Annotated in this window: 24 protein-coding genes; 14 read left to right on the forward strand and 10 right to left on the reverse strand. The window is 70.0% G+C overall.

The annotated features are described in order from the left end of the window. Positions 1–6: 6 nt before the first annotated feature. From NGJ44_RS11430 to NGJ44_RS11440, 3 genes are read right to left on the reverse strand one after another with little or no spacing between them, the layout of a single operon-like run. Positions 7–843 carry an HpcH/HpaI aldolase/citrate lyase family protein gene (locus tag NGJ44_RS11430; RefSeq protein WP_251863974.1) on the reverse strand — a complete coding sequence of 279 codons (837 nt, stop codon included), beginning with the start codon at positions 841–843 and terminating at the stop codon, positions 7–9. Continuing rightward, positions 843–2,036 (reverse strand): CaiB/BaiF CoA transferase family protein, encoded by a 1,194-nt coding sequence (locus tag NGJ44_RS11435; RefSeq protein WP_251863975.1) that lies wholly within the window; start codon positions 2,034–2,036, stop codon positions 843–845. The genes NGJ44_RS11430 and NGJ44_RS11435 overlap by 1 nt, the downstream gene beginning before the upstream one ends. Continuing rightward, complete coding sequence (locus NGJ44_RS11440) at positions 2,033–2,863, reverse strand: HTD2 family dehydratase (RefSeq protein WP_251863976.1); 831 nt, start codon at positions 2,861–2,863, stop codon at positions 2,033–2,035. Before NGJ44_RS11440 ends, NGJ44_RS11435 begins: the two co-directional genes overlap by 4 nt. A gap of 175 nt (positions 2,864–3,038) precedes the next feature. On the opposite strand from NGJ44_RS11440, the gene NGJ44_RS11445 reads away from it, so the two are divergent. Then, positions 3,039–3,938, forward strand: coding sequence for a LysR family transcriptional regulator (locus NGJ44_RS11445; RefSeq protein ID WP_251863977.1), 900 nt, complete (start codon positions 3,039–3,041; stop codon positions 3,936–3,938). Here NGJ44_RS11445 and paaG read toward each other — a convergent pair. The 3 genes from paaG to NGJ44_RS11460 form a co-directional block, all read right to left on the reverse strand. Continuing rightward, positions 3,925–4,725 carry a 2-(1,2-epoxy-1,2-dihydrophenyl)acetyl-CoA isomerase PaaG gene (gene paaG, locus NGJ44_RS11450; protein WP_251863978.1) on the reverse strand — a complete coding sequence of 267 codons (801 nt, stop codon included), beginning with the start codon at positions 4,723–4,725 and terminating at the stop codon, positions 3,925–3,927. The two genes, NGJ44_RS11445 and paaG, sit on opposite strands and share 14 nt — an antisense overlap. A gap of 61 nt (positions 4,726–4,786) precedes the next feature. Next, on the reverse strand, positions 4,787–5,908 hold the full coding sequence (locus NGJ44_RS11455) for an acyl-CoA dehydrogenase family protein (protein ID WP_251863979.1): 1,122 nt from the start codon (positions 5,906–5,908) through the stop codon (positions 4,787–4,789). Between the two features lie 39 nt (positions 5,909–5,947). Beyond that, positions 5,948–7,138, reverse strand: coding sequence for an acyl-CoA dehydrogenase family protein (locus NGJ44_RS11460; RefSeq protein WP_053246691.1), 1,191 nt, complete (start codon positions 7,136–7,138; stop codon positions 5,948–5,950). Positions 7,139–7,350: 212 nt separating this feature from the next. On the opposite strand from NGJ44_RS11460, the gene NGJ44_RS11465 reads away from it, so the two are divergent. From NGJ44_RS11465 to NGJ44_RS11485, 5 genes are read left to right on the forward strand one after another with little or no spacing between them, the layout of a single operon-like run. Then, complete coding sequence (locus tag NGJ44_RS11465; protein ID WP_053246692.1) at positions 7,351–7,737, forward strand: Zn-ribbon domain-containing OB-fold protein; 387 nt, start codon at positions 7,351–7,353, stop codon at positions 7,735–7,737. Further along, on the forward strand, positions 7,734–8,906 hold the full coding sequence (locus NGJ44_RS11470; RefSeq protein WP_053246693.1) for a thiolase family protein: 1,173 nt from the start codon (positions 7,734–7,736) through the stop codon (positions 8,904–8,906). Before NGJ44_RS11465 ends, NGJ44_RS11470 begins: the two co-directional genes overlap by 4 nt. Positions 8,907–8,935: 29 nt before the next feature. Next, positions 8,936–10,456 carry a class I adenylate-forming enzyme family protein gene (locus tag NGJ44_RS11475; RefSeq protein ID WP_251863980.1) on the forward strand — a complete coding sequence of 507 codons (1,521 nt, stop codon included), beginning with the start codon at positions 8,936–8,938 and terminating at the stop codon, positions 10,454–10,456. Between the two features lie 49 nt (positions 10,457–10,505). After that, on the forward strand, positions 10,506–11,483 hold the full coding sequence (locus tag NGJ44_RS11480) for a Bug family tripartite tricarboxylate transporter substrate binding protein (protein ID WP_251863981.1): 978 nt from the start codon (positions 10,506–10,508) through the stop codon (positions 11,481–11,483). 14 nt (positions 11,484–11,497) lie between these two features. After that, positions 11,498–12,472, forward strand: a complete 975-nt coding sequence (locus NGJ44_RS11485) for an NAD(P)H-dependent flavin oxidoreductase (protein WP_251863982.1) — start codon at positions 11,498–11,500, stop codon at positions 12,470–12,472. Between the two features lie 36 nt (positions 12,473–12,508). Here the strand turns inward: NGJ44_RS11485 and NGJ44_RS11490 are convergent, their stop codons facing one another. Together NGJ44_RS11490 and NGJ44_RS11495 are read right to left on the reverse strand one after the other, a co-directional pair. Further along, the gene (locus tag NGJ44_RS11490; protein WP_251863983.1) at positions 12,509–13,492 is read right to left on the reverse strand and encodes a tripartite tricarboxylate transporter substrate binding protein; all 984 of its coding nucleotides are present in this window, start codon (positions 13,490–13,492) and stop codon (positions 12,509–12,511) included. 217 nt (positions 13,493–13,709) lie between these two features. Beyond that, positions 13,710–14,609, reverse strand: coding sequence for a LysR family transcriptional regulator (locus NGJ44_RS11495; RefSeq protein WP_251863984.1), 900 nt, complete (start codon positions 14,607–14,609; stop codon positions 13,710–13,712). Positions 14,610–14,754: 145 nt separating this feature from the next. Between NGJ44_RS11495 and NGJ44_RS11500 the strand changes: the two genes are divergently transcribed. Genes NGJ44_RS11500 through NGJ44_RS11510 form a run of 3 tightly spaced genes read left to right on the forward strand, consistent with a single transcriptional unit; the run spans position 14,755 to position 17,782 of the window. After that, positions 14,755–15,669, forward strand: coding sequence for an SDR family NAD(P)-dependent oxidoreductase (locus NGJ44_RS11500; protein WP_251863985.1), 915 nt, complete (start codon positions 14,755–14,757; stop codon positions 15,667–15,669). A gap of 11 nt (positions 15,670–15,680) precedes the next feature. Beyond that, positions 15,681–16,541 (forward strand): MaoC/PaaZ C-terminal domain-containing protein, encoded by an 861-nt coding sequence (locus NGJ44_RS11505; RefSeq protein ID WP_251863986.1) that lies wholly within the window; start codon positions 15,681–15,683, stop codon positions 16,539–16,541. Beyond that, positions 16,538–17,782, forward strand: coding sequence for a CaiB/BaiF CoA transferase family protein (locus NGJ44_RS11510; RefSeq protein ID WP_251863987.1), 1,245 nt, complete (start codon positions 16,538–16,540; stop codon positions 17,780–17,782). The genes NGJ44_RS11505 and NGJ44_RS11510 overlap by 4 nt, the downstream gene beginning before the upstream one ends. A gap of 17 nt (positions 17,783–17,799) precedes the next feature. Here NGJ44_RS11510 and NGJ44_RS11515 read toward each other — a convergent pair whose 3' ends face one another. Both NGJ44_RS11515 and NGJ44_RS11520 read right to left on the reverse strand, forming a co-directional pair. Next, the gene (locus NGJ44_RS11515) at positions 17,800–19,326 is read right to left on the reverse strand and encodes a fumarate hydratase (RefSeq protein ID WP_053246152.1); all 1,527 of its coding nucleotides are present in this window, start codon (positions 19,324–19,326) and stop codon (positions 17,800–17,802) included. 74 nt (positions 19,327–19,400) lie between these two features. Next, positions 19,401–20,168 carry a crotonase/enoyl-CoA hydratase family protein gene (locus NGJ44_RS11520; protein WP_053246151.1) on the reverse strand — a complete coding sequence of 256 codons (768 nt, stop codon included), beginning with the start codon at positions 20,166–20,168 and terminating at the stop codon, positions 19,401–19,403. Positions 20,169–20,431: 263 nt separating this feature from the next. On the opposite strand from NGJ44_RS11520, the gene glyQ reads away from it, so the two are divergent. The 5 genes from glyQ to NGJ44_RS11545 are packed head-to-tail and all read left to right on the forward strand — an operon-like array spanning position 20,432 to position 25,744. Further along, positions 20,432–21,340: a glycine--tRNA ligase subunit alpha gene (gene glyQ / locus NGJ44_RS11525; protein WP_251863988.1), complete on the forward strand. Its 909-nt coding sequence runs from the start codon at positions 20,432–20,434 to the stop codon at positions 21,338–21,340. Next, positions 21,341–23,479, forward strand: a complete 2,139-nt coding sequence (gene glyS / locus NGJ44_RS11530; protein WP_251863989.1) for a glycine--tRNA ligase subunit beta — start codon at positions 21,341–21,343, stop codon at positions 23,477–23,479. It abuts the gene before it with no gap. Further along, complete coding sequence (gmhB, locus tag NGJ44_RS11535; protein WP_251863990.1) at positions 23,476–24,015, forward strand: D-glycero-beta-D-manno-heptose 1,7-bisphosphate 7-phosphatase; 540 nt, start codon at positions 23,476–23,478, stop codon at positions 24,013–24,015. The genes glyS and gmhB overlap by 4 nt, the downstream gene beginning before the upstream one ends. A 6-nt stretch (positions 24,016–24,021) precedes the next feature. Then, entirely contained in the window at positions 24,022–24,750 is a 729-nt protein-coding gene (locus NGJ44_RS11540) for a lysophospholipid acyltransferase family protein (RefSeq protein ID WP_053246147.1), read from the forward strand. Next, entirely contained in the window at positions 24,737–25,744 is a 1,008-nt protein-coding gene (locus NGJ44_RS11545; protein ID WP_251863991.1) for a M48 family metallopeptidase, read from the forward strand. The genes NGJ44_RS11540 and NGJ44_RS11545 overlap by 14 nt, the downstream gene beginning before the upstream one ends. Positions 25,745–25,846: the final 102 nt, after the last annotated feature.

Here is a 25,846-nt window from a genome sequence, read left to right on the forward strand (position 1 = left end):
GGACGGTCAGGAACCCGGGTGGGCGTCTTCGCCGGCGCGCGCCAGCACGGTGCGCGCCCGCGCGATGACCGGGGCGTCGACCATTTTCCCGTCGAGCATGAAGGTGCCCGCGCCGCTGTCGCGGTGCGCGGCCACCACGCGGCGCGCCCAGCCCAGCTCGGCCTCGTCGGGCGCGAAGGCCCCGTGGATGACCGGCACCTGCGAAGGATGGATGCAAAGCATGCCGCCGAAGCCCATCTGCTTTGCCCGGGCCGCGGCCCGGGCCAGCCCGGCGGTGTCCTGGACGCCGGGGAACACGCCGTCCAGCGCCGGCGCGAGGCCCGCGGCGCTGCCGTGCAGCAGCACCTGCACGCGGGCATGGTCCAGGACGGTGTCGGCGCCGGGCGTGTCGGGCGTCAGCCCGAGATCCAGCCCATAGTCCAGGCTGCCGAAGGCCAGCCGCTCCACGCCGGGCGTGGCGGCTACCTCGGCCGCATTCAGCACGCCGCGCGCGGTTTCCAGGATGGGAATGATGGGCAGCCCGGACTGCGCCGCATGGCGGACCTGGGCCAGGCTTTCGGCCTTGGGCAGCAGCAGCCCCGCCACCGCCGGCTTGCCCCGGCACGCCTTGAGATCGGCGTCGTGCCAGGGGGTGGAGGCATCGTTGATGCGCACCCAGACGCGGGCCTGGGGATGCGTGCCCAGGAAATCGCAGAGCGCTTCGCGCGCGCTGTCCTTGGCCAGATGCTCCACCGCGTCTTCGAGATCGACGATGACCGCGTCCGCGCCGCTGGCCAGCGCCTTGGGAATGCGCTCGGGCCGGGAAGCCGGCACGAACAGGGCGGTGCGGACGACAGCGTGCATTACACGACCTCCTGTGCGTGGAACTGCGCCACCTCTTCGGGCGCGTATCCCAGTGATGCTAGCACCTGATCGGTGTTCTGGCCTACCGCCGGCACCGGATCCATGCGGGGCGCGAAGGCATTGCTGCTGGCCGGCGGCAGCAGCGCGGGGATGACGCCGGCCGGGCTGCCGACTTCGCTCCAGCGCTCGCGCGCGCGCAGCTGCGGATGCGCCCACACGCCCGCCATGTCGTTGACGCGGGCATTGGCGATCTGCGCGTCTTCGAGGCGGTCGGTCACCTGCTGCACGGTCAGGCCGGAAAAAGCCTCCACGATGAGCGCCCGCAGCGCCTCGCGGTTGGCGGTGCGCAGCGAGTTGCCGAGAAAGCGCGGGTCTTCGGCCAGCTCGGCCTGGCGCAGCACCTGGGCGCAGAACACCCGCCATTCGCGCTCGTTCTGCAGGCCCAGCATGATGGTGCCGCCGTCGCCCACCGGAAACGGGCCGTAGGGGTAGATGGAGGCGTGCGCCGCGCCGGCGCGCACGGGCGGCGCGGCGCCCTCGAAGGCGTAGTACATGGGAAACCCCATCCACTCGACCATGCTTTCCAGCATGGAGACGTCGATGCGGCTGCCGGCGCCGGTCTTCTGGCGCAGCAGCAGCGCGTTCAGGATGGCGGAATAGGCGTACATGCCGGCGGAAATGTCGGCAATGGAACAGCCCGCCTTGACAGGTTCCTCGGCCGTGCCCGTGACTGACAGGAAGCCGCTCTCGCTCTGGATGAGCAGGTCGTAGGCTTTCTTGTCCTGGTAGGGGCCGCCCACGCCGTAGCCGGAAATGTCGCAGACGATCAGGCGCGGGTGTTTCTCGTGCAGCGCCTCGAACGACAGGCCGAGCCGGGCCGCGGCGCCGGGCGCCAGGTTCTGCACCAGCACGTCGGCTTGTTCGAGCAGGCGCTGCATGATGCCCCGGGCCGCGTCGCGCTTGAGGTCGAGCGTGAGGCTTTCCTTGGAGCGGTTGGTCCAGACGAAGTGCGAGGACAGGCCGCGCACGCGCTCGTCGTAACCGCGCGCGAAATCGCCGGAGCCCGGGCGTTCGATCTTGATGACGCGCGCGCCCATGTCGGCGAGCTGGCGGGTGCAGAACGGCGCGGCGATGGCGTGTTCCAGGCTGACCACGGTAATGCCGTCCAGGGGACGGGGAGCGGCGTTGCTCATTCGGCGAACCTCACTTCGGCTTGGTGGGCCAGGGTGCCGTCCTGCTGGGCCCAGAGGCGCGCATGGCCGGGCGCTTCGATCCGGCCGGCCACCTCGAACGGCGCGGGCGCGATCAGCGGGCGCAGGCCCCGGTACGAGAAATGGACGGGACGCGCGGCCGGACGCGCGTTCAGGAAGGCAGCCAGCATGCGCGTGGCGATCATGGGGCCGTGCACCACCAGCCCCGGGTAGCCCTCGGTCTGCGTGACGTAGGGATGGTCGTAATGGATGCGGTGCCCGTTGAAGGTGACGGCGGAGTAGCGCAACAGCAGCACCGGCGTGGGCTCCACCGTTTCGCGCCACTGCGCCTCGGGCGCGGGCTCCGTCCCCGAGAGCTTGGGCGGGGCGGGCTGGCGGTAGACGATGTCCTGCTCCTCGACGATGGCCGCCTCGCCCGCCTGCAGGTATTCGTGGCGCACGGTCACGAAAAGCAGCGAGCCGGTACGTCCCGTTTTTTCCTGCACCTGGGCCACGGTGGACACGCGCTCGGCCGGCTCGCCCACGCGCAGCGGGCGGCGGAACTCCACGCGCCCGCCCGCCCACATGCGGTTGCGGTCTTGCGCGGGCGGCAGGAAGCCGCCGCGCGCCGGATGCCCGTCCGTCCCCAGGCCGTCCAGGCCGACCGGCTTGATGAAGAACGCCCATTGCCACAGGGGCGGCAGCGCGTCGCCGTTGCCCGGCGCGGGGCCGCCCAGCGTGGCGGCGACACGGGCGGCGTGGCCGGCGTCCAGGGCATCGGCCTGGCGCTCGCTGCTGCCGATCCAGGCCGAGGGGTCTGTCTGACTCATCCGTATTCCTTTCCAGGGCTGTTTGTCCAGCGGCAAGCATGCCCGCAAGCCGCCGCGCTTGTGAATTCGTTTTTGCTCAAGGCGGGGTTTGCGGCGCCTGAATCGCGCCCGCCCGTGCACCCGCCCTTGCGCGCGCGCGGGCGCCCCGGAAGCGATACGTCCTAATATATGGCCCATGCACTTCGACCTCGCCGACCTACGCCTCTTCATCCACATTGCCGAATCGCCCAGCCTGACGCAGGCCGCCAAGCGCGCGCACCTGTCGCTGGCGGCGGTCAGCGTGCGCATCAAGGCGCTCGAGAACCAGCTCAACACGCGGCTGCTCTACCGCGACAGCCGGGGGGTGGAAATCACGCCCGCCGGGCAGCGGCTGCTGCAGCACGCGCGCGTCATCATGCGCCAGGTGGACCACCTCAAGCTGGACTTCCAGGAGCAGTCCGACGGCGAGGCCGGCCACATCCGCATTTTCGCCAACACCACGGCGGTCACGGAATTCATGCCCAACATCCTGGCGCGCTTCCTGGCCGAGCATCCGGGCGTGACCGTGGATCTGCAGGAGCGCCTCACGCGCGACATCGTGCGCGGCGTGCTGGACGGCACCACCGACCTGGGCGTCGTGGCCGGGCCGGTGGACGCGCCCGACCTGCAGACCATCCACTTCAGCACCGACCGCCTGGTGCTGGTGGCGCCGGAAGGCCATCCCCTGGGCGAACAGTCCTCGGTCAAGCTTACCGACGCCGTGCGCTACCCCTTCGTGACCATGCACGAAGGCTCCACGCTGGTGGCCTTCCTGCGCGAGCAACTGGAGCGCGCCGGCCAGCGCCTGCCGCAGCGCATCCAGCTCTACAGCTTCGATTCCATCTGCCGCATGGTGCAGGCCGGCGTGGGAGTGGGCGTGATTCCCGACTCGGCGGCGCGGCGCTACGGGCCGGCCATGAAACTGCGGGTCATCGAGCTGGACGAGCCGTGGGTGGTGCGCGAGCGCAAGCTGCTGGTGCGCGACATCGACGCGCTGCCGGGCTGTGCCCGGCAGCTCATCGAGCAGTTCCAGGCGCCCGACGCTACGTCCCCTTGAAGACGGGCGCGCGCTTCTCCGCGAAGGCGCGCATGCCTTCCAGGTAATCGTCCGTATAGCCCAGTTCGCGCTGCAGACGCGTTTCCAGGTCGAACTGCCCGGCCAGCGTATTGTCGCTGGATGCATGCAGCGCCTGCTTGATGGCCGCATACGAGCGGGTCGGCCCCGCCGCCAGGCGCTGGGCCATTTCTTCCGCGGCGGCCGCCAGCTCCGCGTCGGGCACCACGCGCCACACCAACCCCCAATCCAGCGCTTCGCGGGCGCTGACCGGCTCTCCGAACAGGGCCGCGCCCATGGCGCGCGCCGACCCCACCAGCCGGGGCAGGAACCACGTGCCGCCCGCGTCGGGCAGCAGTCCGATCTTGCTGAAGGCCTGCACGAAGCGGGCCGATTCCGCCGCCACCACCACGTCGCAGGCCAGCACCAGGCTGGCGCCCGCGCCGGCCGCCACGCCGTTCATCAGGCACACCACGGGCGCCGGCAGCGCGCGCAGCCGCATGATGAGCGGGCGGTAGTGCTTTTCCAGCATCAGGCTCAGGTCGCGCCGCTCGCCGTTCCCGGCGGGCCTGCGCTCGGACAGGTCCTGGCCGGCGCAAAAGCCCCTGCCCGCGCCGGTAATGATGAGGCCGCGCAGCCCGGCGCAAGCCTCCAGCTCGTCCAGGGCGCGCGCCAGCTCCTCGTGCATGACGGCGGTGAAGCTGTTCAGGCGCTCCGGGCGGTTGAGCGTGATGCGACCCACGCCGTTTTCCAGCGTGTACAGGATCTGCGTGTAGGGCGCCGCTTTCATTGCATTGCCCTCGCGCCGCCCGACACCGCCAGATCGCCATGGACAGCGGATACGGGATGCCTCATGCCCGGGCCTCCTCTTCGGCGAGCGTGGCGAGCTGCTCGGCCGAATCGCCCAGGAGCAGGTCCGCCACGGTCAGCCGCTTGAAGAAATCGCCGACTTCCAGCTCGTCGGTCATGCCCATGCCGCCGTGCAGCTGCACGGCCATCTGCGCCACCTGGCGGCCGGCGCGCGCGGCTTCCAGCTTGGCGGAGGCCAGCATGCGGCGGCGCTGGACGGGATCGGGCTCGGTCAGCGCGGCCACGGCCACATAGGCCATGGACATCGCCAGTTCCTTGGCGACCAGCATCTCGGCCAGCTTGTGCTGCAGGGCCTGGAAGGAAGCCAGCGGCTGGCCGAACTGCTTGCGGGTGCGGAGATAGTCCGCCGTGATCTCGAGCAGCCGCTCCATGGCGCCGGCCGCGTGGGCGCACAGGGCGGCCGTGCCCCATTGCAGCGCCTGCGCCAGGGCCTGGCCGGCGGCCTCGCCGCGCGCCAAGAGCGCGTCGGCGGGCAGCGCCGCGCCGTCGAAGTCGAGGCGGGCGCAGCGCGCGCGGTCCAGCGTGGGCGTATCGGTAATGCGCACGCCCGCCGTGTCCGAAGGCACGGCCAGCAACAGGGTCTCGCCGTCTTCGGCGCGCGCGCTCACCAGCCACGCCGTGGCCGCGCCCCCGTGCCAGACCAGGTGCTTGGCGCCGTCCAGCCGCCAGCCGCCGCCCTGCGGTGCGGCGCGGCAGTCCTGCGGCCGCGCGTCGTAGCGGCGCCCCGGCTCCTGGTAGGCCACCGACAGGATGGCCTCGCCGCTGGCGATGCGGGGCAGCCAGCGTTCGCGGGCCGGGCCGCCCGCGGCGTCGACGAGGGCCGCGCTCATGACCGCGCTGGGGATCACGGGCTCGGAAACCAGCCCGCGCCCCAGTTCCACGTGCACGGGCAGCAGGCTGGCCGGCACTTCGCCGAACCCGCCGTAGTCCTGGCCGATGTTCAGCCCCAGCACGCCGAGCTCGGCCAGCGATGCCCAGGCCTGGGGGTCCAGCGCGGTTGCGGCCTGCCGCGCGCGCCGGCGCGCGAACGCCCATTCCTGGTCGACCAGGCGGCGCAGGCTGTCGGCCAGCATGCGCTGTTCTTCGGTGTAGATGAAATCCATTGTCGCGTTCCTTCGAGAGCCCAGCGCGCCGGGCTCGTCCTAGAGACCCAGCATGAGGCGGGCGATGATGCCCTTCTGCACTTCGGTCGTGCCGCCGTAGATGGTGGTCTTGCGCATGTCGGCATAGCCCGCGCCGGCAGCGGCCGCCATCTCGGGGCCGGGGCCGTGGTCGTCCGCCTCGGCGAACATCCATTCGGGGTCGTAGGGCCAGGCGTCGGGGCCGGCCACCTCCATCTGCAGCATGGCGAGATCCTGCTGGATCTCGGAGCCGCGTATCTTCAGCACCGAGGCCTCGGGCCCGGGCGTGCCGCCGTTGTTCGCCGCCACGCGCAGCAGCAGCATCTCCAGCGCCATGATGTCCACCTCGATGCGCGAGATACGGTCGCGCATGCGGGGATCGGACAGCAGCGGCCTGCCGCCGGACTGCGCCTGCGCAGCCATGCGCTTGAGCACGCCCAGCTCGCGGTGGCAGTGGCCCAGGCCGGCGATGCCGGTGCGCTCGTGCCCCAGCAGGTACTTGGCGTAGGTCCAGCCCTGGTTCTCCTCGCCCACCAGGTTCTCGACCGGCACGCGCACGTTCTCCAGCCAGACTTCGTTCACGTCGTGGCCGCCGTCCAGCGTGCGGATGGGGCGCACCGTGACGCCCGGCGAGCGCATATCGAGCAACAGCATGGAAATGCCGCGCTGCGGGCGCGCCTCGGTGTCGGTGCGCACCAGGCAGAACATCCAGTCGGCGTATTGCGCCAGCGTGGTCCAGGTTTTCTGGCCATTGACCACGTAATGATCGCCGTCGCGCTCAGCGCGCGTCTTGAGCGAGGCCAGGTCGGAGCCGGAGCCGGGCTCGGAATAGCCCTGGCACCACCAGTCTTCCACGCGGATGATGCGCGGCAGGAAGCGCTCGCGCTGGGCCGGGCTGCCGTATTTCATGAGCACGGGGCCGATCATGGAAAGGCCGAAAGGCAGCAGGCGCGGCGCGCCCGCCTTGAAGCACTCCACCTCGAAGATCAGCCGCTGCAGGGCGTTCCAGCCCGTGCCGCCGTATTCCTTCGGCCAGCTGGGCGCGCCCCAGCCTCGATCGGCCAGGATGTTGTGCCAGCGCACGTAGTCGTCGCGCTCCAGGCGCTGATGGGCGAGCACCTTGGCGCGCAGCTCCGGCGGCACGCCCGCCTCGGCGAACGCGCGCACTTCCTCGCGGAACCGGCGCTCTTGCGGCGTCCAGGTCAGGTTCATGGTCTACCTCCGTTTCATTGCACGTATCTAGCCACGAGCCGCCCGCCCCGGGCAATCTGCGGTTGCCGAAGACGGGGTTTGGCGCGGACGTAGCCTTGCCCCTCCCGCTCCCCTCTACGGGCTGCCAAAACCCCTGCTTCAGCAATGAAGAATGGCAGAACCGCGCCGCTTTGCGGACACTGATTCCGGGACAAACATCCGGAATCAGGCATATGACGCAAAGCGACAAAGGCGCCCAGGCCCAGTACCAGCAGGCGCTGGACGACGGGCGCTTCCTCATCCAGAAATGCGCCGGCTGCGCGCGGGCGGTGTTCTACCCGCGCATGATCTGTCCGCATTGCGGCGGCGGCGAACTGGCGTGGACCAGCCCCTCGGGACGCGGCACGGTCTACTCGACCACCACCGTGCGGCGCAAGCCGGAAGCGGGCGGCGACTACAACGTCGCGCTCGTGGATCTGGCCGAAGGCGTGCGGCTGATGAGCCGCGTGGAAGGCGTGGCGCCCCGGGACGTGCGCATCGGCATGCCGGTGCGGGCGCGGGTAATCCAGCAAGACGGCCACGGTCTGGTGGTGTTCACGGCAGAGGACGAGACGCAATGAAACTGAACGATCTGCGCGGCGCGGTGGCCGTGGCCGGCGTGGGCCATGCCGGCCTGGGACAGGCGCACGGCTTTACCGAAATGGAAATCCTGGTGCAGGCGGCGCAGCGCGCCGTGGCCGATGCCGGCCTGACCATGCGCGACATCGACGGCATCTGCACGGCCAGCGTGGCCGCGCCCATGTGGGCCATGCCGGTGGTCGAGCACCTGGGCATCCGTCCGACTTTCATCGACAGCACCATGCTGGGCGGCTCCAGCTTCGTGGCCCACCTGCTCCCGGCCCTGCACGCGCTGGCCAGCGGCCAGTGCAGCGCCGTGCTGGTCTGCTACGGCAGCACCCAGCGCACGTCCACGCTCAGCCGCGCCGAGATCGGCCGCGTGCGCAAGAGCTTCGATCCGCAGCCCTACGAGACGCCCTACGATCCGCTCAGCCCGCTCTCGTCCTATGCGCTGGCCGCCGCGCGCCACATGCACCAGTACGGAACGCGCCGCGAAGACCTGGCCCAGGTGGCCCTGGCCGCCAACAAATGGGCCCAGCTCAACCCCGAGGCGCAACTGCGCGAACCCGCCACGCTGGACCAGATCCTGTCGTCGCGCATGGTGTCCGACCCGCTCACCGTGCGCGACTGCTGCCTGGTGACCGACGGCGCGGGCGCCTACGTGCTGGTGCGCGCCGACCGCGCGCGCGACCTGCCCAAACCCCCGGTCTACGTGCTGGGCAACGCCACCGCCGTCTGGAACCGCCAGATCTCGTCGATGGAAGACCTGACCGTCACGGCCGCCACCGAATCGGGCCGGCGCGCCTTCGAGATGGCCGGCGTCAGGCCCGCCGACATCGACGTGGTGGAGCTGTACGACGCCTTCACCATCAACACGCTGCTCTTCCTGGAAGATCTGGGCTTCTGCGCCAAGGGCGAGGCCAAGGACTTCATCGCCGACGGCGCCATCGCCCCCGGCGGCCGCCTGCCCGTCAACACCAACGGCGGCGGGCTGTGCTGCGTGCATCCCGGCATGTACGGCGTGTTCATCATGATCGAGGCCGTGCGGCAGCTCCGCGGCGAGTGCGGCGCGCGCCAGGTGGCCGGCGCGGAGCTGGCGTTGGTGCACGGCAACGGCGGCACGCTCTCGAGCCAGTCCACCGCGGTGCTGGGCACCCAGGCCGCGCTTTGATCCCCGAACCCCACGCCAGGCCATCCATCATGTCGCAGTCTCCCGCTCACACCCGCATCCACCAGCTGCTGATGCAGCAGGCCCGGGAACGGCCCGACGCCGTTTTCCTGCACGAAGAAGGAGGCGCCGTGCTGCGCTATGCCGAGGCCTGGGAACGCGTGCGCCGGGCGGCGGACTGGCTGTCGCGGCAAGGCGTGCGGCCCGGCCATCGCGTGCTGATGGCCGGCGAGAACTGCGCCGCCATGGTGGTGGCGCTGTTCGCCTGCAGCCTGGCGGGCGCCTGGCCCGTGGGCGTGAACGCCCGGCTGTCCGGGCGTGAAGTGGGCAATATCCGCGAGCATGCCCAGCCCCAGATCTCGCTCTACACCACGGGGGTCTCGGCCGCCGCGCAGGGCCATGCGCGCGAGGCCGGGGCCCGCGAGGCCGATCCCGAGGCTTGGGGGCCGGGCGTGATGTATGCGCCGGCCGCCGCTCCCACCGAGCCGGAGCGGGCGGACCGGGCCGGCGAGGTGGCCACCGTCATCTACACTTCGGGCACCACCGGCGCGCCCAAGGGCGTGATGGTGCCGCACCGCGGCCTGCTGCACTTCGCGCGCGTGTCGGCCGCCTCGCGCCGGCTGACGCCGCAGGACATCGGCTACGCGGCCCTGCCGCTCTCCCACATCTTCGGCATCGCCACGGTGCTGATGGCGACGGTGCATGCCGGCGCCAGCCTGGTGGTGCGCAGCCGGTTCGAGGCCGAAGACGTCTTCAAGGCGCTCGCGCATCCTGGCATCAGCATCCTGCAAGGCGTGCCCACGATGTTCACCCGCCTGCTGGCGTCCGCGCCCCCGCGGGCCGCGCTGCGCGCGCCGCGGCTGCGGTACCTGTACACGGGCGGCGCGGCGCTCGACCCTACCCTCAAGCGCGACGTGGAGCGCTATTTCGGCCTGCCCATGCATCATGGCTACGGCATCACCGAATATGCCGGCTCCATGTTCATCACCGACATCGACCACCCGCGCGACGATTGCTCCGCGGGCCATGCCGTGGAGGGCGTGGAACTGCGCATCGGCTCGCCCGAGCGCAGCGAGGCGCGGCCCGGCGAGCGCGGCGACATTCTCATCCGCGGCCCGGGCGTGATGCTGGGCTATTACCGCGACCCGGCGCAGACCGCCCAGGCGCTGCTGCCCGGCGGCTGGCTCCACACCGGCGACATCGGCTACGTGGACGGCACGGGCGCGCTGTTCATCGCCGGCCGCTCCAAGGATCTCATCATCCGCTCGGGCTTCAACGTCTATCCCATCGAAGTGGAGGCCGTCATCAATGCGTTTCCGGGCGTGCGCCTGTCGGCCGTGGTGGGCCGCCCCACCGAAGACCGCAACGAGGAAGTCATTGCCTTCGTGGAGCCCCTGCCCGGCGTCTCGCTCGACGTCTCCCTGCTGGCCACGCATCTGCGCGCGCAGCTCGCGCCCTACAAGCGCCCGGCGCAGATCATTCCCATCGACACGATTCCCACCACAGTCAGCGGCAAGATCCTCAAGCAGCCGCTGAAAGAAAGGCTGGCGTAGGCGCATGGCGCGCCCGCGACCGGTCCATCCACGCAAAGGAGAAACCACTGTGAAACTCAAGACCCTCTTCGCCGCGGCGGCCGCCGTGGCGGCGCTGGCCGGCGCGTCCAGCGCCGGCGCCCAGGGCGCCTACCCCGACCGCCCCATCCGCCTGCTGGTGGGCTACGCGCCCGGCGGCCCGGTGGACACCACCGCGCGCGTCTTCGCCAAATACCTGGGCGAAAAGCTCGGCCAGGCCGTGGTGGTGGAGAACCGCGCCGGCGCGAGCGGCATGATCGCCTCCGACGCCACCGCCAAGGCGGCGCCCGACGGCTATGTGCTGGGCTTCGCGGCCAGCCCCACGCTGACCATGTCGCCGCTGGTCCAGCGCAGCAACCTGTTCGATCCGCGCAAGGACTTCTCGCTGATCGGCATGGTGGTGGACTACGCCAACGTGCTGCTCATCGGCCCGCAAATCCCGGCCAAGAGCGTGAAGGAACTCGTCAGCTACGCGCGCGCCCATCCGGACGCCGTGTCGTTCGGGTCGGCCGGCATCGGCGCATCCAACCACCTGTCGGCCGAACTGCTCAAGAAACAAGCCGACGCGCCCATGCTGCACGTGCCCTATCGCGGCAACTCGCCCGCCATGATGGACGTGGTGAGCGGCAAGGTGACGTTCATGTTCGACATCACCAGCACGGCCATCCCGTTCATCAAGAGCGGCAAGGCGCGCGCCCTGGCCGTTACCTCCAAGACCCGCAACCCGGAGCTGCCCGACGTGCCCACCATGATCGAGGCCGGGCTGAAGGACTACGAAGTGGTGGGCTGGTATGCGCTGGTCGGCCCGCGCGGCCTGCCGGCCGGCGTCACCGCCCGCCTGGGCAAGGCGCTGTCCGAGGTTTCGCGCGACCCCGCCTTCGAGAAAGCCATGAAAGAAGGCGGCTACACCATCAACACCGGCGATTCGCGCGCCCTGCAGGCCCATATCGACAAGGAATACGCCATGTGGGCCGACGTTATCAAGACCGCCAACATCCAGGCCAACTGACCACGGAGGCCGCCATGCCCGCCCCGACCGCTCTCGCCGCCCAGACCCGCCTTCCCGTGATCTGCGCCCCCATGTTCCTGGTTTCCGGACCGGAACTGGTGATTGCGCAGTGCGCGGCGGGCGTGATCGGCACGTTTCCCTCGCTGAACGCGCGTCCGCAGGAGCAACTGCACGAATGGCTGGAGCGCATCGAGCGGGGGCTGGGCGCGGCGCGCGACGCGCAGCCGCGCGGCAGCGTGGCGCCCTACGGCATCAATCTCATCGTGCACCCCAGCAACGCGCGCTGGCGGGGCGACCTGGACATCTGCGCGGAACACCGGGCGCCGCTCATCATCACCTCGCTGCACGCGCCGGACGAAGTCGTGCGCAAGGCGCACGCCTACGGCGGCCTGGTGTTCCACGACGTCACCAACGTGCGCCACGCCAAGCGCGCGCTGGAGGCCGGCGTGGACGGACTGATCCTCGTGGCGGCCGGCGCGGGCGGCCACGCGGGCCAGATCAACCCCATCGCGCTGGTGAACGAAATCCGCGCCTTCTACGATGGGCCGCTGGCGCTGTCGGGCTGCATCAGCCACGGCAAGGACGTGCTGGCCGCGCAGGTGCTGGGCTGCGAGTTCGCCTACATGGGTACGCGCTTCATCGCCACGCAGGAGTCGCTGGCGGGCGACGCCTACCGCGACATGGTGCTGCGGGCGCAAAGCGCGGACATCGTCTACACCCCTTACTTCTCGGGCGTGCCGGCCAACTACCTGGCCGAGAGCATCCGCAACGCCGGGCTGGATCCGCAGGAGCTGGCGCAGAGCCGGCAGGCGCCGCCGCCCAACCTGGACAAGAACACCCGCCCCAAAGCCTGGAAAGACGTGTGGAGCGCGGGCCAGGGCGTGGGCGCGGCGCAGGAGATCCTGCCCGTGCGCATGCTGGTGGACCAGCTCGAAGACGAATACCTCCACGCGCGCGGACAACTGCTGGAGGCGGCCCGGGCCTTCTGAGCCGCGGCCCGCCGCCCCGCGGCTGGCCGCGGGGCGTCAATCCACACGGATATCGGCCTTCTTGATGAGATCGCGCCACTTGGCGATCTCGTTCTTCAGGAAGACGCCGAACTGGTCCGGGGTGCCCGGCTTGGGTTCGGCCCCCGCCGCCAGCATGCTCTGCGCGGTGACGGGGTCGGACAATACCTGCACCAGGTCGGCATTCACGCGCGCGATGATGTCGGACGGCACGCCCCTGGGGGCCACCATGCCGCTCCACGAGTACGCCTCATAGCCGGGCAGGCCGGACTGCGCGATGGTGGGCAGGTCGGGCAGCATGGCCGAACGCTCGGGGTTGCCCACGCCCAGGGCGCGCACCTTGCCGGCCTTCAGGTGCGGCACGGCCGAAGGGCCGTCGGCGAACATCACCTGCACCTGCCCGCCCAGCAGGTCTTGCATGGCGGGCGCGCTGCCCCGGTACGGTACGTGCTGGATCTTCACCCCGGCCATGGCATTGAACAGCTCGCCCGCCAGGTGGGTTCCGCCCCCCGTTCCCGACGAGCCGAACGAGAGCTTGCCCGGATTCGCCTTGGCGTAGGCGATGAGCTCGGCGACCGATTTCACCGGCAGCGAGGGATGCACCACGAGCACGATGGGGAATACCGCGGCCATGCCGACCGGATCGAAGTCCTTGACGATGTCGTAGCTCAGGTTGCCGCGCAGGCTGGGCAGCACCGCGTGATGGATGGACGCGAAGAAGAAGCTGTAGCCGTCGGGCTCGGCCTTGGCGGCGAACTGGGCGCCCACGATGCCGCCCGCGCCGGAGCGGTTGTCCACGACGGTGGGGACGGACCACAGGCGCCCCAGCGGCTGGGTGGCGAAGCGGGCGGTGGTGTCCACCGGACCGCCCGGCGGGAACGGCACGATGAAATTGACGGCGTGGGCGGGCCAGGCCGCGGCCCGGGCGCGAAGCGGCAGCGCGGCCGCGGCGCACAGCGCAGCGAGCCCCGCCGCCGCGCGGCGGCGTTCGAGGTTGATCAAAGCAGTCTCCTGGGTATCGTTTTTCTGTGCGCAGACCGCGTACTGCCGGCGCTGCGGCGTTTTTTATTATTCGCCCATTGCCCGGCCTTGCCGCTACGGATTTGCGGAAGCCCCCCTTAAGGGCCCGTCGGCGTGCGCCGGCCCGTCCGCCGCACCGCGGGAGCGCGCCGGCAGAATCAGACGCCTTCAGGTGTCGAAGACGGCTATCGGCCCCTGGCTATTGGCTCTTGGCCGCCCGCTGCAGGTGCTCGATGAAAGACTCGGCGAAGCTGGGCAGGTCGCGGCCGCGCTGGCGGCACAGCAGGCGGTCGCGCAGCGCCCAACGGTCTTCCAGCCGCAGCACGTGCAGCGCGTCGGCGCGGCTGTAGCGCGCCGCGCAGGCGCGCGGCACCACCGCGATGCCCGCGCCGGCCTCCACCATGCGGCAGACGGCCTCGAAACTGCCCACGTGCACGCGCTGGCAGATGCGCTTGCCCATGCCGCTGGCGATGTCCTCGAGAAAGGTCTGGATGGCGCTGTCGGGGTGGATGCCCACGAACTGGTACTGGTCGAGCAGGTCGGCAAACCGCACCGAAGCCCGCTCGGCGAGCGGATGGTCCAGCGAGGTCACCACGGTGAGCTCATCGCGGAAAAGCGGGGTCACGTCCAGCCCCTCCACGTCGATGTTGCCGGCCACGATGCCCAGGTCGCCCGCGCCGGCGCGGATCGCGATGACGATGTCGCCGGAGACTTTTTCTTCCAGTTCCACGTCCACGTCCGGGTTTTCCGCCAGGAAGGTGGACAGCGCATCGGCCAGGAAGGAATTGGTGGCGGTGGTGTTGGCCAGCAGCCGCAACCGGCCTTTCAGGCCGCTGGCGTAGGGCTGCAGGTCGGCGTTCAGGCATTCGAGCTGGCGGAACACCGCATTGGCGTGCTTGAGCAGCACCTCGCCCGCGGGCGTGAGCTGCACGCCGGTCGCCATGCGCACCAGCAGCCTGGCCTTGAAGGCCTCTTCCATGTTCTTCACGCGCGCGCTCGCCGCGGGCAGCGACAGAAAGGTTCGCTCGGCGGCGCGGGTGAGGTTAAGCGTCTCGCCCACGTTCACGAACAAACGCAGGTCAGTCAGGTCATGTCTCATGTTCCACCACGCGGAAGGGGGGCATTTCTAATTTTGAATTCTGCGAATGCCTGCAGAAATCTACCATGGTGAAAGCCCGTAAACCATACGGACCGATGGAGAACTTTTTTCCACGCGGACAGCCCGCGTGCAGGGAGTCAGCGCAATGAGCGGTATTGTTTCTGGAAAGGTTGTGGTCGTCACCGGCGCAGGCGGCGGCATCGGGCGGTCCATCGCCCTGGCCATGGCGCAGGCGGGCGCCAGGGTGGTGGTCAACGACATCGGCGTGTCGCTCACGGGCGAAGGCGGCGGGGACGGACCGGCGCACGCCGTCGTCAAGGAGATCATCGAGGCCGGAGGACAGGCCGTGGCCAACACCGACAGCGTGGCCGCCTACGACAGCGCGGCCCGCATCGTGCAGACCGCGATCGACGCCTTCGGCCGCATCGACGCCGTGGTCAACAACGCGGGCAACCTGCGCGACCGGGTCTTTCACAAGATGAGCGAAGAAGAATGGCGCCAGGTGATCGACGTGCACCTGAACGGCTCGTTCTTCGTCAGCCGCGCGGCCGCGCCCTATTTCCGCGAACAGGAGTCGGGCGCGTTCGTGCACATGACCTCCACCTCAGGCCTGATCGGCAACTTCGGCCAGGCCAACTACGCCGCGGCCAAGCTGGGCATCGTGGCGCTGTCCAAGTCCATCGCGCTGGACATGGCGCGCTACAACGTGCGTTCCAACTGCATCGCGCCGTTCGCCTGGAGCCGCATGACGAGCTCCATTCCCGCCGAGACCGAGGAAGAAAAGGCGCGCGTGGAAAAGCTCAAGAAAATGGAAGCGGGAAAAGTGGCGCCCATGGCGGTCTACCTGTCCAGCGACGCGGCCAGCGCCATCACAGCGCAGATCTTCGCGGTGCGCGCCAACGAGATCATGCTCATGAGCCAGCCCCGCCCGCTGCGCACGGTGCACCACGACGGCGGCTGGACGCCCGAGCTCATCGGCGAGCTCGCCATCCCGGCCATGCGCAAGCACTTCTACGCGCTGGAGCGATCGCCCGACGTCATCGACTGGGATCCCATCTGAGCGAGGCCGCCATGCCGCTGAACTACGACACCATCAAGAACTGGCGCTTCGACGAGGTGCGCCAGCGCTACGACGAAAAAGACGCCATGCTCTACGCCCTGGGCATCGGCCTGGGGCAAGACCCCATGGACACGGCGCAGCTGCGCTACGTGTACGAGAAAGACCTGCTCGCATTCCCCACCATGGCCGTGGTGCTGGGCTACCCGGGCTTCTGGGTGCGCGACCCGCGCGCGGGCATCGATTGGGTGAAGGTCGTGCATGGCGAGCAACGGCTCACCTTGCACGCCCCGCTCCCGCCGGCCGGCCTGGTGGTGGGCAGGAGCCGCAATACCCACGTCATCGACAAGGGCGCCGACCGCGGCGCCATCATCGTCAACGAACGCACGCTGCACGACGAAGGCGGCAACCTGCTGGCCACGGTGCGCCAGAGCACGTTCTGCCGGGGCGACGGCGGCTTCGGCCAGGGCGACGAGGCGCCGCCCGCGCTGCCGCCGGCGCCCGAGGGCGAGCCCGACCTCCGCTGCGAACTGCCCATCTCGCCGCGCGCCGCGCTGCTCTACCGCCTGAACGCCGACCGCAACCCGCTGCATGCCGACCCCGAAGTGGCGCGCCAGGCGGGCTACCCGCGCCCCATTCTGCACGGGCTCTGCACCTACGGCGTGGCGGCCCACGCCATCGTGAAGAGCTGCTGCGACTACGACGCGCGCCGCCTGCTGAGCCTGGACGCCCGCTTCTCCGCGCCCGTCTACCCGGGCGAAACGCTGGTCTGCGACATCTGGCGCCGGCCCGGGGGCGAGCTGCGCTTCCAGGCCCGCGTGCGCGAACGCGGCATCGTGGTCATGAGCCACGGCAGCGCCAGGGTGAGCGCATGACCCGTCCGCCGCCATTGCAAGGCATCCGCGTGCTCGACCTCTCGCGCATCCTGGCCGGCCCCTGGTGCACGCAGAACCTGGCCGACCTGGGCGCCGACGTCATCAAGATCGAACGCCCCGGAGTGGGCGACGACACGCGGGCCTGGGGCCCGCCGTATCTCAAGGACGGCGCGGGCAACGACACCGCCGAGTCCGCCTACTATCTCAGCGCCAACCGCAACAAGCGTTCGGTGGAAGCCGACATGGCCAGCCCCGAGGGCGCGGCGCTCATCCGCGAACTGGCCGCCGCCAGCGACGTGCTGGTGGAGAACTTCAAGGTGGGCGGGCTGGCGAAATACGGACTCGACTATGAGAGCCTGCGCGAGGTCAACCCGCGCCTCATCTATTGCTCGGTGACGGGCTTCGGCCAGGACGGCCCTTGCGCGCAGCGGCCCGGCTACGACTTCATGATCCAGGGCCTGGGCGGGCTGATGAGCATCACGGGCGAGCGCGACGACCTGCCCGGCGGCGGGCCGCAGAAGGCCGGGGTGGCCGTCACCGACATCGTGACCGGCATGTACGCCACCGTGGCCATCCTGGCGGCGCTGCAGGAGCGGCACAACAGCGGGCTGGGCCAGCACCTGGACATCGCGCTGCTGGACAGCCACGTGGCCCTGCTCGCCAACCAGAACTCCAACTACTTCAACACCGGGGTTGCGCCGCGGCGCGCGGGCAATGCGCACCAGAACGTGGTGCCCTACCAGGTGTTCGCCGCCAGCGACGGCCATCTCATCGTGGCCACGGGCAACGAATCCCAGTACCGCGCCTATTGCCGCGCCATCGGCGCGCCGGAGCTCGGCGACGACCCGCGCTTTGCCACCAACCGGCTGCGCGTCGCCAACCGCGAGACGCTCATCGGACTGCTGTCCGACATCATGCGCCGGGGCCGGCGCGACGACTGGATCGAGAAACTGGAGGCCGTGGGCGTGCCCTGCGGCCCCATCAACGACATCGCCCAGGCCTTCGCGCATCCGCAGGCGCAGGCCCGCCAGCTGCGGCGCGACCTGCCCCACCCGCTGGGCGGCCAGGCCGCCGTCACCGCCAGCCCGCTGCGCTTTTCCGCAAGCCCGGTGCAGTACCGCCTGGCCCCGCCGCTGCTCGGCCAGCACACCGAGGAAGTGCTGCGCGACGTGCTGGGCAAGCCGCCCGAAGCCATCGCCGCCTACGCCGCCCGCCTGCGGGAGAGCGTCGCCAAACAGTAGGAAAGGCGCGTCCTTCCTTACCCCTCCACCGCAACCGGAATCTTGCCGATGCGGGCCTGCCATTCCTTCGGGCCGGTGGTGTGCACCGAGGTGCCTTGCGCATCCACCGCCACCGTGACGGGCATGTCCTTCACGTCGAACTCGTAGATGGCTTCCATGCCCAGGTCTTCGAAGGCCAGCACCTTGGCGTCGCGGATGGCCTTGGAAACCAGGTAGGCCGCGCCGCCCACGGCCATGAGGTAGGCCGAGCCGTGCTTCTTGATGGCCTCGATGGCGACGGGGCCGCGCTCGGACTTGCCGATCATGGAGATCAGGCCGGTCTTCTCGAGCATCATGTCGGTGAACTTGTCCATGCGGGTGGCGGTGGTGGGGCCGGCGGGTCCGACCACCTCGTCGCGCACCGGATCGACCGGGCCCACGTAGTAGATCACGCGGTTGGTGAAGTCCACCGGCAGCTTCTCGCCCTTGGCCAGCATGTCCTGGATGCGCTTGTGGGCGGCATCGCGGCCGGTGAGCATCTTGCCCGAGAGCAGCAGGGTCTGGCCCGGCTTCCAGCTCGCCACTTCTTCCTTGGTGAGCGTGTTCAGGTCCACCTGCCTGGACTTGTTGTAGTCGGGCGCCCAGTGCACTTCGGGCCACTCGGACAACGACGGCGGCTCCAGGCGCGCCGGGCCGGAACCGTCCAGCTCGAAGTGCGCGTGGCGCGTGGCCGCGCAGTTGGGGATCATGGCGACGGGCTTGGAGGCCGCGTGCGTGGGGAAGGTCTTGATCTTGATGTCCAGCACCGTGGTCAGGCCGCCCAGGCCCTGGGCGCCGATGCCCAGCGCGTTGACCTTCTCGTACAGCTCGATGCGCAGCTCTTCCAGCTTGTTCTGCGGGCCGCGCGCCAGCAGCTCGTACATGTCGATGTCTTCCATGAGCGACTGCTTGGCCATCAGCATGGCCTTCTCGGCCGTGCCGCCCACGCCGATGCCGAGCATGCCCGGCGGGCACCAGCCCGCGCCCATGGTGGGAACGGTCTTGAGCACCCAGTCCACCAGCGAGTCGCTGGGATTGAGCATGACGAACTTGGATTTGTTCTCGGAGCCGCCGCCCTTCGAGGCGATCTGCACGTCGACCTTGTCTCCGGGGACCAGGTCGACGTGCAGGATACAGGGCGTGTTGTCGCGGGTGTTCTTGCGGGTGAAGAGCGGATCGTCCAGCACCGAGGCGCGCAGCGGATTGTCGGGGTTGGTGTAGCCGCGGCGCACGCCCTCGTCGCAGAGTTCCTGCAGGCTGCGGCGCGTGTCGAAACGCACGTCCATGCCGATCTTCAGGAAGACGTTGACGATGCCCGTGTCCTGGCACAGCGGCCGCTTGCCCTCGGCGCACATGCGCGAGTTGGTCAGGATCTGCGCCATGGCGTCGCGCGCGGCCGGGCTTTCCTCGCGCTCGTAGGCGCGGGCCAGGTGGCGGATGTAGTCCACGGGATGGTAGTAGCTGATGAACTGGATGCCATCGGCGATAGACTGGATGAAGTCTTCTTCTTTGATGATGACGGACATGGAGATTTGCGGTTCAGGAGGGATAAACGGAAAAACGCGGCCGCAGCGGGCGGCCGCGCGCGATCAGGTCTATTTTATTTGCCCTGCCACACGGGCTTGCGCTTCTCGGCGAAGGCCGTGGCGCCTTCCTTGGCGTCGGCCGAGGTGAAAATGTGGGCGATGAGCGGACGCTGGCGGTCGAACATGCCTTCCTGGGGCCAGTCGCCCGACTGCGAAACGATGCTCTTGGCGGTCTGCACGGCCAGCGGGCCGTTCTCGACAATGGCGCGGGCCAGCGCCAGCGCGCCTTCGAGCGCCTTGCCGGGCTCGGTGAGACGGTTGACCAGGCCATAGGCATGGGCGCGCTCGGCGCCGAGCATCTCACCCGTGAGAATGACCTCCATGGCGATGTGGTACGGCAGGCGGCGCGGCAGGCGCAGCATGCCGCCGGCGCCCGCCACCAGGCCGCGCTTGACCTCGGGCAGGCCGAACTTGGCGTTGCTGGCGGCCACGATGAGGTCGGAGGCCAGGGCCATTTCGCAGCCGCCGGCCAGCGCGTAGCCTTCCACGGCCGCGATCAGCGGCTTCTTGGGCGGACGCTCGTTCAGGCCGGCGAAGCCGCGGCCTTCCACATAGGGGCGCTGGCCCGACTTGGCGAAGGCCTTCAGGTCCATGCCCGAGGAAAACGTGCCGCCCGCGCCGGTCAGGATGCCGATGCGCACGTCGTCGCGGCCGTCGAGCTGATCCAGCGCCGCGGCCATGGCCTGGGCCGTTTCCAGGTTGATGGCGTTCTTGGCTTCGGGCCGGTTGATCGTGATGATCTGGATGCCGTCGGCGATTTCCACCTTGATCAGGTCAGACATGGGTTGTGCTCCTTCCGTATCGCTGTTTCTGCGGGGTTTTATATAAGACTTGGACCAAACGGCAATGATACGACCATTGCCTGCCCGCCGCAGGCGCGCGCCCGGCCGGTGTCCGCCAGGAGCACGCCCGTGCGCGGATGTAACCGCCCGCGGGCGGGCCCCGGCCCGCAGCCCGCCCGGGCCAGTTAAAATGCCGGGTTTCCCGCGTCTGGTTGCCCGCGCCCGCGGCTGTCCGGCCCGGCGCACCGAATTCCAAGAATCCTATGCTCACCTTTCAGCAAATCATCCTCACGCTCCAGGAATACTGGGACAAGCAGGGTTGCGCCCTGCTGCAGCCCTACGACATGGAAGTCGGCGCCGGCACCTCGCACACCGCGACCTTCCTGCGCGCCATCGGCCCCGAGCCCTGGCGGGCGGCCTACGTGCAGCCCTCGCGCCGCCCCAAGGACGGCCGCTACGGCGAGAACCCCAACCGCCTGCAGCACTATTACCAATACCAGGTGGTGCTCAAGCCCGCGCCCCCGGAAATCCTGGATCTCTATATCGGCTCGCTCGAGGCGCTGGGCATCGACCCGACGCAGCACGACATCCGTTTCGTCGAGGACGACTGGGAAAACCCCACGCTGGGCGCCTGGGGCCTGGGCTGGGAAGTCTGGCTCAACGGCATGGAAGTCACGCAGTTCACCTATTTCCAGCAGGTGGGCGGCCTGGACTGCACGCCCACCACCGGCGAAATCACCTACGGCCTGGAGCGCCTGGCCATGTACCTGCAGGACGTGCAGAGCGTGTACGACCTGGTCTGGACCGAAGGCGCCAACGGCCGGCGCGTGCTGTACCGCGACGTGTTCCACCAGAACGAAGTGGAGCAGTCCACCTACAACTTCGAGCATTCCTCGGCCGACATGCTGTTCTCGCACTTCAACGACTACGAGGCCGAGGCCAAGCGCCTCATGGAAGTGCCGCTGGCGCTGCCGGCCTACGAGGCCGCGCTGAAGGCCGCCCACACGTTCAACCTGCTGGACGCGCGCGGCGCGATCAGCGTGACCGAACGCGCCGCCTACATCGGCCGCATCCGCAACCTGTCGCGCGCCGTCGCGCAGGCCTACTACGATTCCCGCGAACGACTGGGCTTTCCCATGCTGCGCCAAGAGGCCAAGGGGGAGGCTGCCTAAATGACCACGAACATCCGCCCGCTGCTGGTCGAACTGCTGACCGAAGAACTCCCGCCCAAGGCCCTGCAGAAGCTGGGCCAGTCCTTTGCCGAAGGCGTGCGCGCCACGCTGGCGCGCCACGGTCTGCTGGCCGACGGCTGCGCCGTCCAGGCCTACGCCACGCCGCGCCGCCTGGCGGTGCGCCTGTCCGCCGTGCGGGAGCAGGCGCCCGACCAGGCCTATGCCGAAAAGCTGATGCCCGTGAAGATCGGCCTGGCCGAAGACGGCACGCCCACGCCGGCCCTGCAGAAGAAGCTGGCCGCCAAGGGCCTGTCCGGCCTGGATCCGGCCACGCTGGCCCGTGAATCCGACGGCAAGCAGGAATACCTGGTCGCCCGCGGCACCGCGCCGGGCGCGCGCCTGGCCGACGCGCTGCAGGATGGCATCGCCGCCGCCATCGACGGGCTGCCCATTCCCAAGGTCATGCGCTACCAGCTCGCCGACGGCGTGACCACCGTGAAGTTCGTGCGCCCCGCGCACGGCCTGGTGGCGCTCCACGGCGCCGAGGTGCTGCCCGTCGCCGCCCTGGGCCTGTCGGCCGGCCGCGAAACCCTGGGCCACCGCTTCATGAGCCGCGGCCCCATCGCCATTGCCGATGCCGACGCCTACGCCGCCACCCTGGCCGAAAAGGGCCGCGTCGTGGCGTCCTTCGAGGCGCGCCGCGCCGAGATCCAGCGCCAGCTCCAGGAACATGCCGCGCGCCTGTCCGCCAGCCTGGGCGACGGCCCCGAAGTGGCCGCGCTGCTGGACGAAGTCACCGCGCTGGTCGAGCACCCCACCGTCTACGTGGGCGAATTCGAGGAGCAGTTCCTGCAGGTGCCGCAGGAGTGTCTGATCCTCACCATGCGGCTGAACCAGAAGTACTTCCCGCTGTTCGACCCGGCCACCGGCCGCCTGACGCACCGCTTCCTGATCGTCAGCAACATGCAGACGGACAACCCGGTGAACATCATCGAAGGCAACCAGCGCGTGGTGCGCCCCCGCCTGGCCGATGCGCAGTTCTTCTACGAAACCGACCGCAAGGTGCCGCTGGCCGCGCGCGTGGCGCAACTGGGCTCCATCGTGTACCACAACCAGCTCGGCACGCAGCTCGAGCGCGTGGAGCGCGTGCGCGCCATCGCGCGCGGCGTGGCGGGCCTGCTGGGCGCCAGCGAGGCCGAGGCCGACCGCGCCGCCCTGCTGGCCAAGGCCGACCTGGGCTCGAACATGGTGGGCGAATTCCCCGAGCTGCAGGGCATCATGGGCGCCTACTACGCCGCCCACGACGGCGAGCCGGAAGGCGTGGTGCAGGCGCTGCGCACCCAGTACCGCAACCGCTGCGACGCCCCCGTCACGGCCGCGGACCTGACCGCCGCCGCGCTGTTCGTCGCCGAACGCGCCGAAACCCTGGTGGGCATCTGGGCCATCGGCCTGGCCCCCACCGGCGAGCGCGACCCCTACGGCCTGCGCCGCGCCGCGCTGGGCCTGATCAGCGCCTTCGAGCAGCTGGCCGCCGGCGGCTGGCTCAAGATCGACCAAGACGGCCCGCTGTCGCTGTCCGGCCTGCTGGCGCTGGCCGCCGGCACCTTCCCGGCCGGCAAGATCCCGGCCGGCACGCTGGCCGAGGTGCAGGCGTTCGTCTACGAACGCTACCGCAACCAGCTCATCGCCGATGCCGACCGCAGCGCGGTGGAAGCCGTGATCGCGCTGGCGCCGCCCTTGCACCAGGTGGCCGCGCGCGTGCGGGCGGTGGCGGCTTTCGCCCAGTTGCCCGAGGCCGCGAGCCTGGCCGCCGCCAACAAGCGCATCGGCAACCTGCTCAAGAAGGCCGAGAGCGGCATCGGCCAGGTCGATGCCGCCGCCCTGGCCGAGCCGGCCGAACAGGCGCTGGCCGCCGCCGTGGCCCGCCTGCGGCCGCAGGCCGAGGCCCAGCTCGCCGCCGGCGATTTCGCCGGCAGCCTCACCACGCTGGCGCAGGTGCGCGAGCCGGTGGACGCCTTCTTTGCCGACGTCATGGTCATGGCCGAAGATCCGGCCGTGCGCGCCAACCGGCTCGCCCTGCTGGCGCAGCTCCATGGCCTGATGAACCAGGTCGCCGACATTTCCAGGCTGGCACAGTGAAGCTCATCATCCTAGACCGCGACGGCGTCATCAACCAGGACAGCGACGCCTTCGTCAAGACGCCCGACGAGTGGGTGGCCCTGCCCGGCAGCCTGCAGGCCATCGCCCGCCTTTCCCAGGCCGGCTGGAAGGTGGTGGTCGCCACCAACCAGTCGGGCCTGGCGCGCGGGCTGTTCGACATGGACACGCTTACCGCCATCCACGCCAAGATGCGGCGCGAGCTGGCCGCCGTGGGCGGCAGCGTGGACGCCGTCTTCATGTGCCCGCACGGCCCGGACGACGACTGCTCCTGCCGCAAGCCCCGGCCCGGCCTGTTCGAGCAGATCGGACACCGCTACGACGCGGACCTGACGGGCGTGCCCGCCGTGGGCGACTCGCTGCGCGACCTCCAGGCCTCTTCCGCGGCGGGGTGCTCCCCGTGGCTGGTGATGACCGGCAACGGGCGCAAGACGCTGCAGAAAGGCGGCCTGCCCCAAGGCACCCGCATCAGCGACGACCTGTCGGCCGTGGCCGACGCCCTGCTGCAAGAGATCTGACCCCCTATGGCCTGGCTGCGTTCGCTGCTGTATTTCCTGTTCCTGGCCGTCACGGTCATCCCGTATGCCATCGCCTGCATCCTGTGGGCGCCCCTGCCGCTGCACCTGCGCTACCGGCTCACCGTGGGCTGGCCGCGGCTGGCGATCTGGGGAGCGCGCGCGTTCTGCGGCATCCGCTGGCAGGTGAAGGGCTGGGAGAACCTGCCCGACGGGCCGGCCGTCCTGCTGTCCAAGCACCAATCGGCCTGGGAAACGCTGTTCTTCCCCGCCCATATGCCGCGCGAGGTGTGCTTCGTCTACAAGCGCGAGCTGCACCTGGTGCCGTTCTTCGGCTGGGGCCTGGCGTTGCTGCGCATGATTCCGATCGACCGCTCCAAGGGGCGCGACGCCTTCGAACAGGTGGTCCGCCAGGGCCAGACCCGGCTCAACGAAGGCCGCTGGCCGCTGCTGTTTCCCGAGGGCACGCGCGTGGCGCCCGGCAAGACGGGCCGCTTCAAGATGGGCGGCGCGCTGCTGGCGTCGCGCACCGGCGCGGTGGTGATTCCCGTGGCGCACAACGCGGGCGAATGCTGGCGCCGCAACGCCTTCGTGAAGCGGCCGGGGCTGGTCACGGTGTCCATCGGGCCTGCGATAGAATCCCAGGGCATCACCGCCGAGGAATTGAACCGGAAGGTCCAGGACTGGATCGAAGGCGAAATGCGGCGCCTGAACCCTGAAAGGTATGTCGAATCCTGAGCAGCTCGAACTCCTGTTCGACGCGCGCGACAGCAGCCCTGCCGCCGCGCCGCTGACCGGCCCGCGGGCGCCGCTACAACCCGCGCTGTTTTCCGACGCCGCGCCCGCGCAGCCGCCGGCCAGGGCCGAGCCCGCCGACGCCTCCGCGCCCGGCGCTTCCGACCCCGGCGCTTCCGACCCCGGCGCGCTCATGCTGGCGCCCAGCGCGCCCGCCCGCGTGCCCACGCCCTGCCCCGCCTCGCTGCCCGAGGGCTGCCGCTGGCGCGTGGTGGAAACCGAGAGCCAGCCCATCGGCTTCGTGCTGGCGCGGTCGCGCCGGCGCACCATCGGCTTCGTCATCGCCGACGACGGGCTGCGCGTCACCGCGCCGAACTGGGTGACCCTGGCGCAGATCGACGACGCCGTGCGCGAAAAATCGCGCTGGATTCTCGCCAAGCTGCGCGACTGGAACACCCGCCGTCAGCAGCTCGCCATGGCGCACACGCGCTGGCAGGCCGGCGGCGGACTGCCCTACCTGGGCAGGCGCATCGTGATCGGCGTGGGCGGCGACAGCCGCCAGGCCCGGCTGTCGGGCGACGCCGATGCCCCCCGGGACGGCGACACCCTCTGGCTGGCGCTGCCCGCGCATGCCGATTCCGGCCGCATCCGCGACGCGGCACAGGCCTGGCTGCAGCAGCGCGCCAGCACCTGGTTCGGCGCCCGCCTGGCGCATTTCCAGCAGACCAGCGGCCTGAAGATCCGGCGCTGGAGGCTGTCGTCGGCCGCCACCCGCTGGGGCTCGTGCACCAGCGACGGCAACATCATGCTCAACTGGCGGCTGATCCATTTCGCCCCGCCCATCATCGACTACGTGATCGCGCACGAACTGGCCCATCTGCGCGAAATGAACCACAGCCAGGATTTCTGGCGCGAAGTCGGACAGATCCTGCCCGGCTTCGAAGACGCCAAGAACCTGCTGCGGCGCCACGACCCCGCCAGCCTGCCGCAGTTCTAGGGCAGGCGGCCCCCCGGGCCGTTACACTTCCGGCATGGCCGCCTGCGCGGCCCATGCCATTCCGGGAAGCGCGCCGCTTCCCCAACCCGGACAAGGAAACAC

This window comes from Achromobacter sp. Marseille-Q4962 (assembly GCF_943737005.1).
In the GTDB taxonomy this organism is placed as follows: Bacteria; Pseudomonadota; Gammaproteobacteria; order Burkholderiales; family Burkholderiaceae_B; genus Achromobacter.

Coding starts and splice junctions, on each gene's coding strand:
- NGJ44_RS11430 (WP_251863974.1), bottom strand. CDS start 843: ATGCACGCTGTCGTCCGCACCGCCCTGTTCGTGCCGGCTTCCCGGCCC.
- NGJ44_RS11435 (WP_251863975.1), bottom strand. CDS start 2,036: ATGAGCAACGCCGCTCCCCGTCCCCTGGACGGCATTACCGTGGTCAGC.
- NGJ44_RS11440 (WP_251863976.1), bottom strand. CDS start 2,863: ATGAGTCAGACAGACCCCTCGGCCTGGATCGGCAGCAGCGAGCGCCAG.
- NGJ44_RS11445 (WP_251863977.1), top strand. CDS start 3,039: ATGCACTTCGACCTCGCCGACCTACGCCTCTTCATCCACATTGCCGAA.
- paaG (WP_251863978.1), bottom strand. CDS start 4,725: ATGAAAGCGGCGCCCTACACGCAGATCCTGTACACGCTGGAAAACGGC.
- NGJ44_RS11455 (WP_251863979.1), bottom strand. CDS start 5,908: ATGGATTTCATCTACACCGAAGAACAGCGCATGCTGGCCGACAGCCTG.
- NGJ44_RS11460 (WP_053246691.1), bottom strand. CDS start 7,138: ATGAACCTGACCTGGACGCCGCAAGAGCGCCGGTTCCGCGAGGAAGTG.
- NGJ44_RS11465 (WP_053246692.1), top strand. CDS start 7,351: ATGACGCAAAGCGACAAAGGCGCCCAGGCCCAGTACCAGCAGGCGCTG.
- NGJ44_RS11470 (WP_053246693.1), top strand. CDS start 7,734: ATGAAACTGAACGATCTGCGCGGCGCGGTGGCCGTGGCCGGCGTGGGC.
- NGJ44_RS11475 (WP_251863980.1), top strand. CDS start 8,936: ATGTCGCAGTCTCCCGCTCACACCCGCATCCACCAGCTGCTGATGCAG.
- NGJ44_RS11485 (WP_251863982.1), top strand. CDS start 11,498: ATGCCCGCCCCGACCGCTCTCGCCGCCCAGACCCGCCTTCCCGTGATC.
- NGJ44_RS11495 (WP_251863984.1), bottom strand. CDS start 14,609: ATGAGACATGACCTGACTGACCTGCGTTTGTTCGTGAACGTGGGCGAG.
- NGJ44_RS11500 (WP_251863985.1), top strand. CDS start 14,755: ATGAGCGGTATTGTTTCTGGAAAGGTTGTGGTCGTCACCGGCGCAGGC.
- NGJ44_RS11505 (WP_251863986.1), top strand. CDS start 15,681: ATGCCGCTGAACTACGACACCATCAAGAACTGGCGCTTCGACGAGGTG.
- NGJ44_RS11510 (WP_251863987.1), top strand. CDS start 16,538: ATGACCCGTCCGCCGCCATTGCAAGGCATCCGCGTGCTCGACCTCTCG.
- NGJ44_RS11515 (WP_053246152.1), bottom strand. CDS start 19,326: ATGTCCGTCATCATCAAAGAAGAAGACTTCATCCAGTCTATCGCCGAT.
- NGJ44_RS11520 (WP_053246151.1), bottom strand. CDS start 20,168: ATGTCTGACCTGATCAAGGTGGAAATCGCCGACGGCATCCAGATCATC.
- glyQ (WP_251863988.1), top strand. CDS start 20,432: ATGCTCACCTTTCAGCAAATCATCCTCACGCTCCAGGAATACTGGGAC.
- glyS (WP_251863989.1), top strand. CDS start 21,341: ATGACCACGAACATCCGCCCGCTGCTGGTCGAACTGCTGACCGAAGAA.
- NGJ44_RS11540 (WP_053246147.1), top strand. CDS start 24,022: ATGGCCTGGCTGCGTTCGCTGCTGTATTTCCTGTTCCTGGCCGTCACG.
- NGJ44_RS11545 (WP_251863991.1), top strand. CDS start 24,737: ATGTCGAATCCTGAGCAGCTCGAACTCCTGTTCGACGCGCGCGACAGC.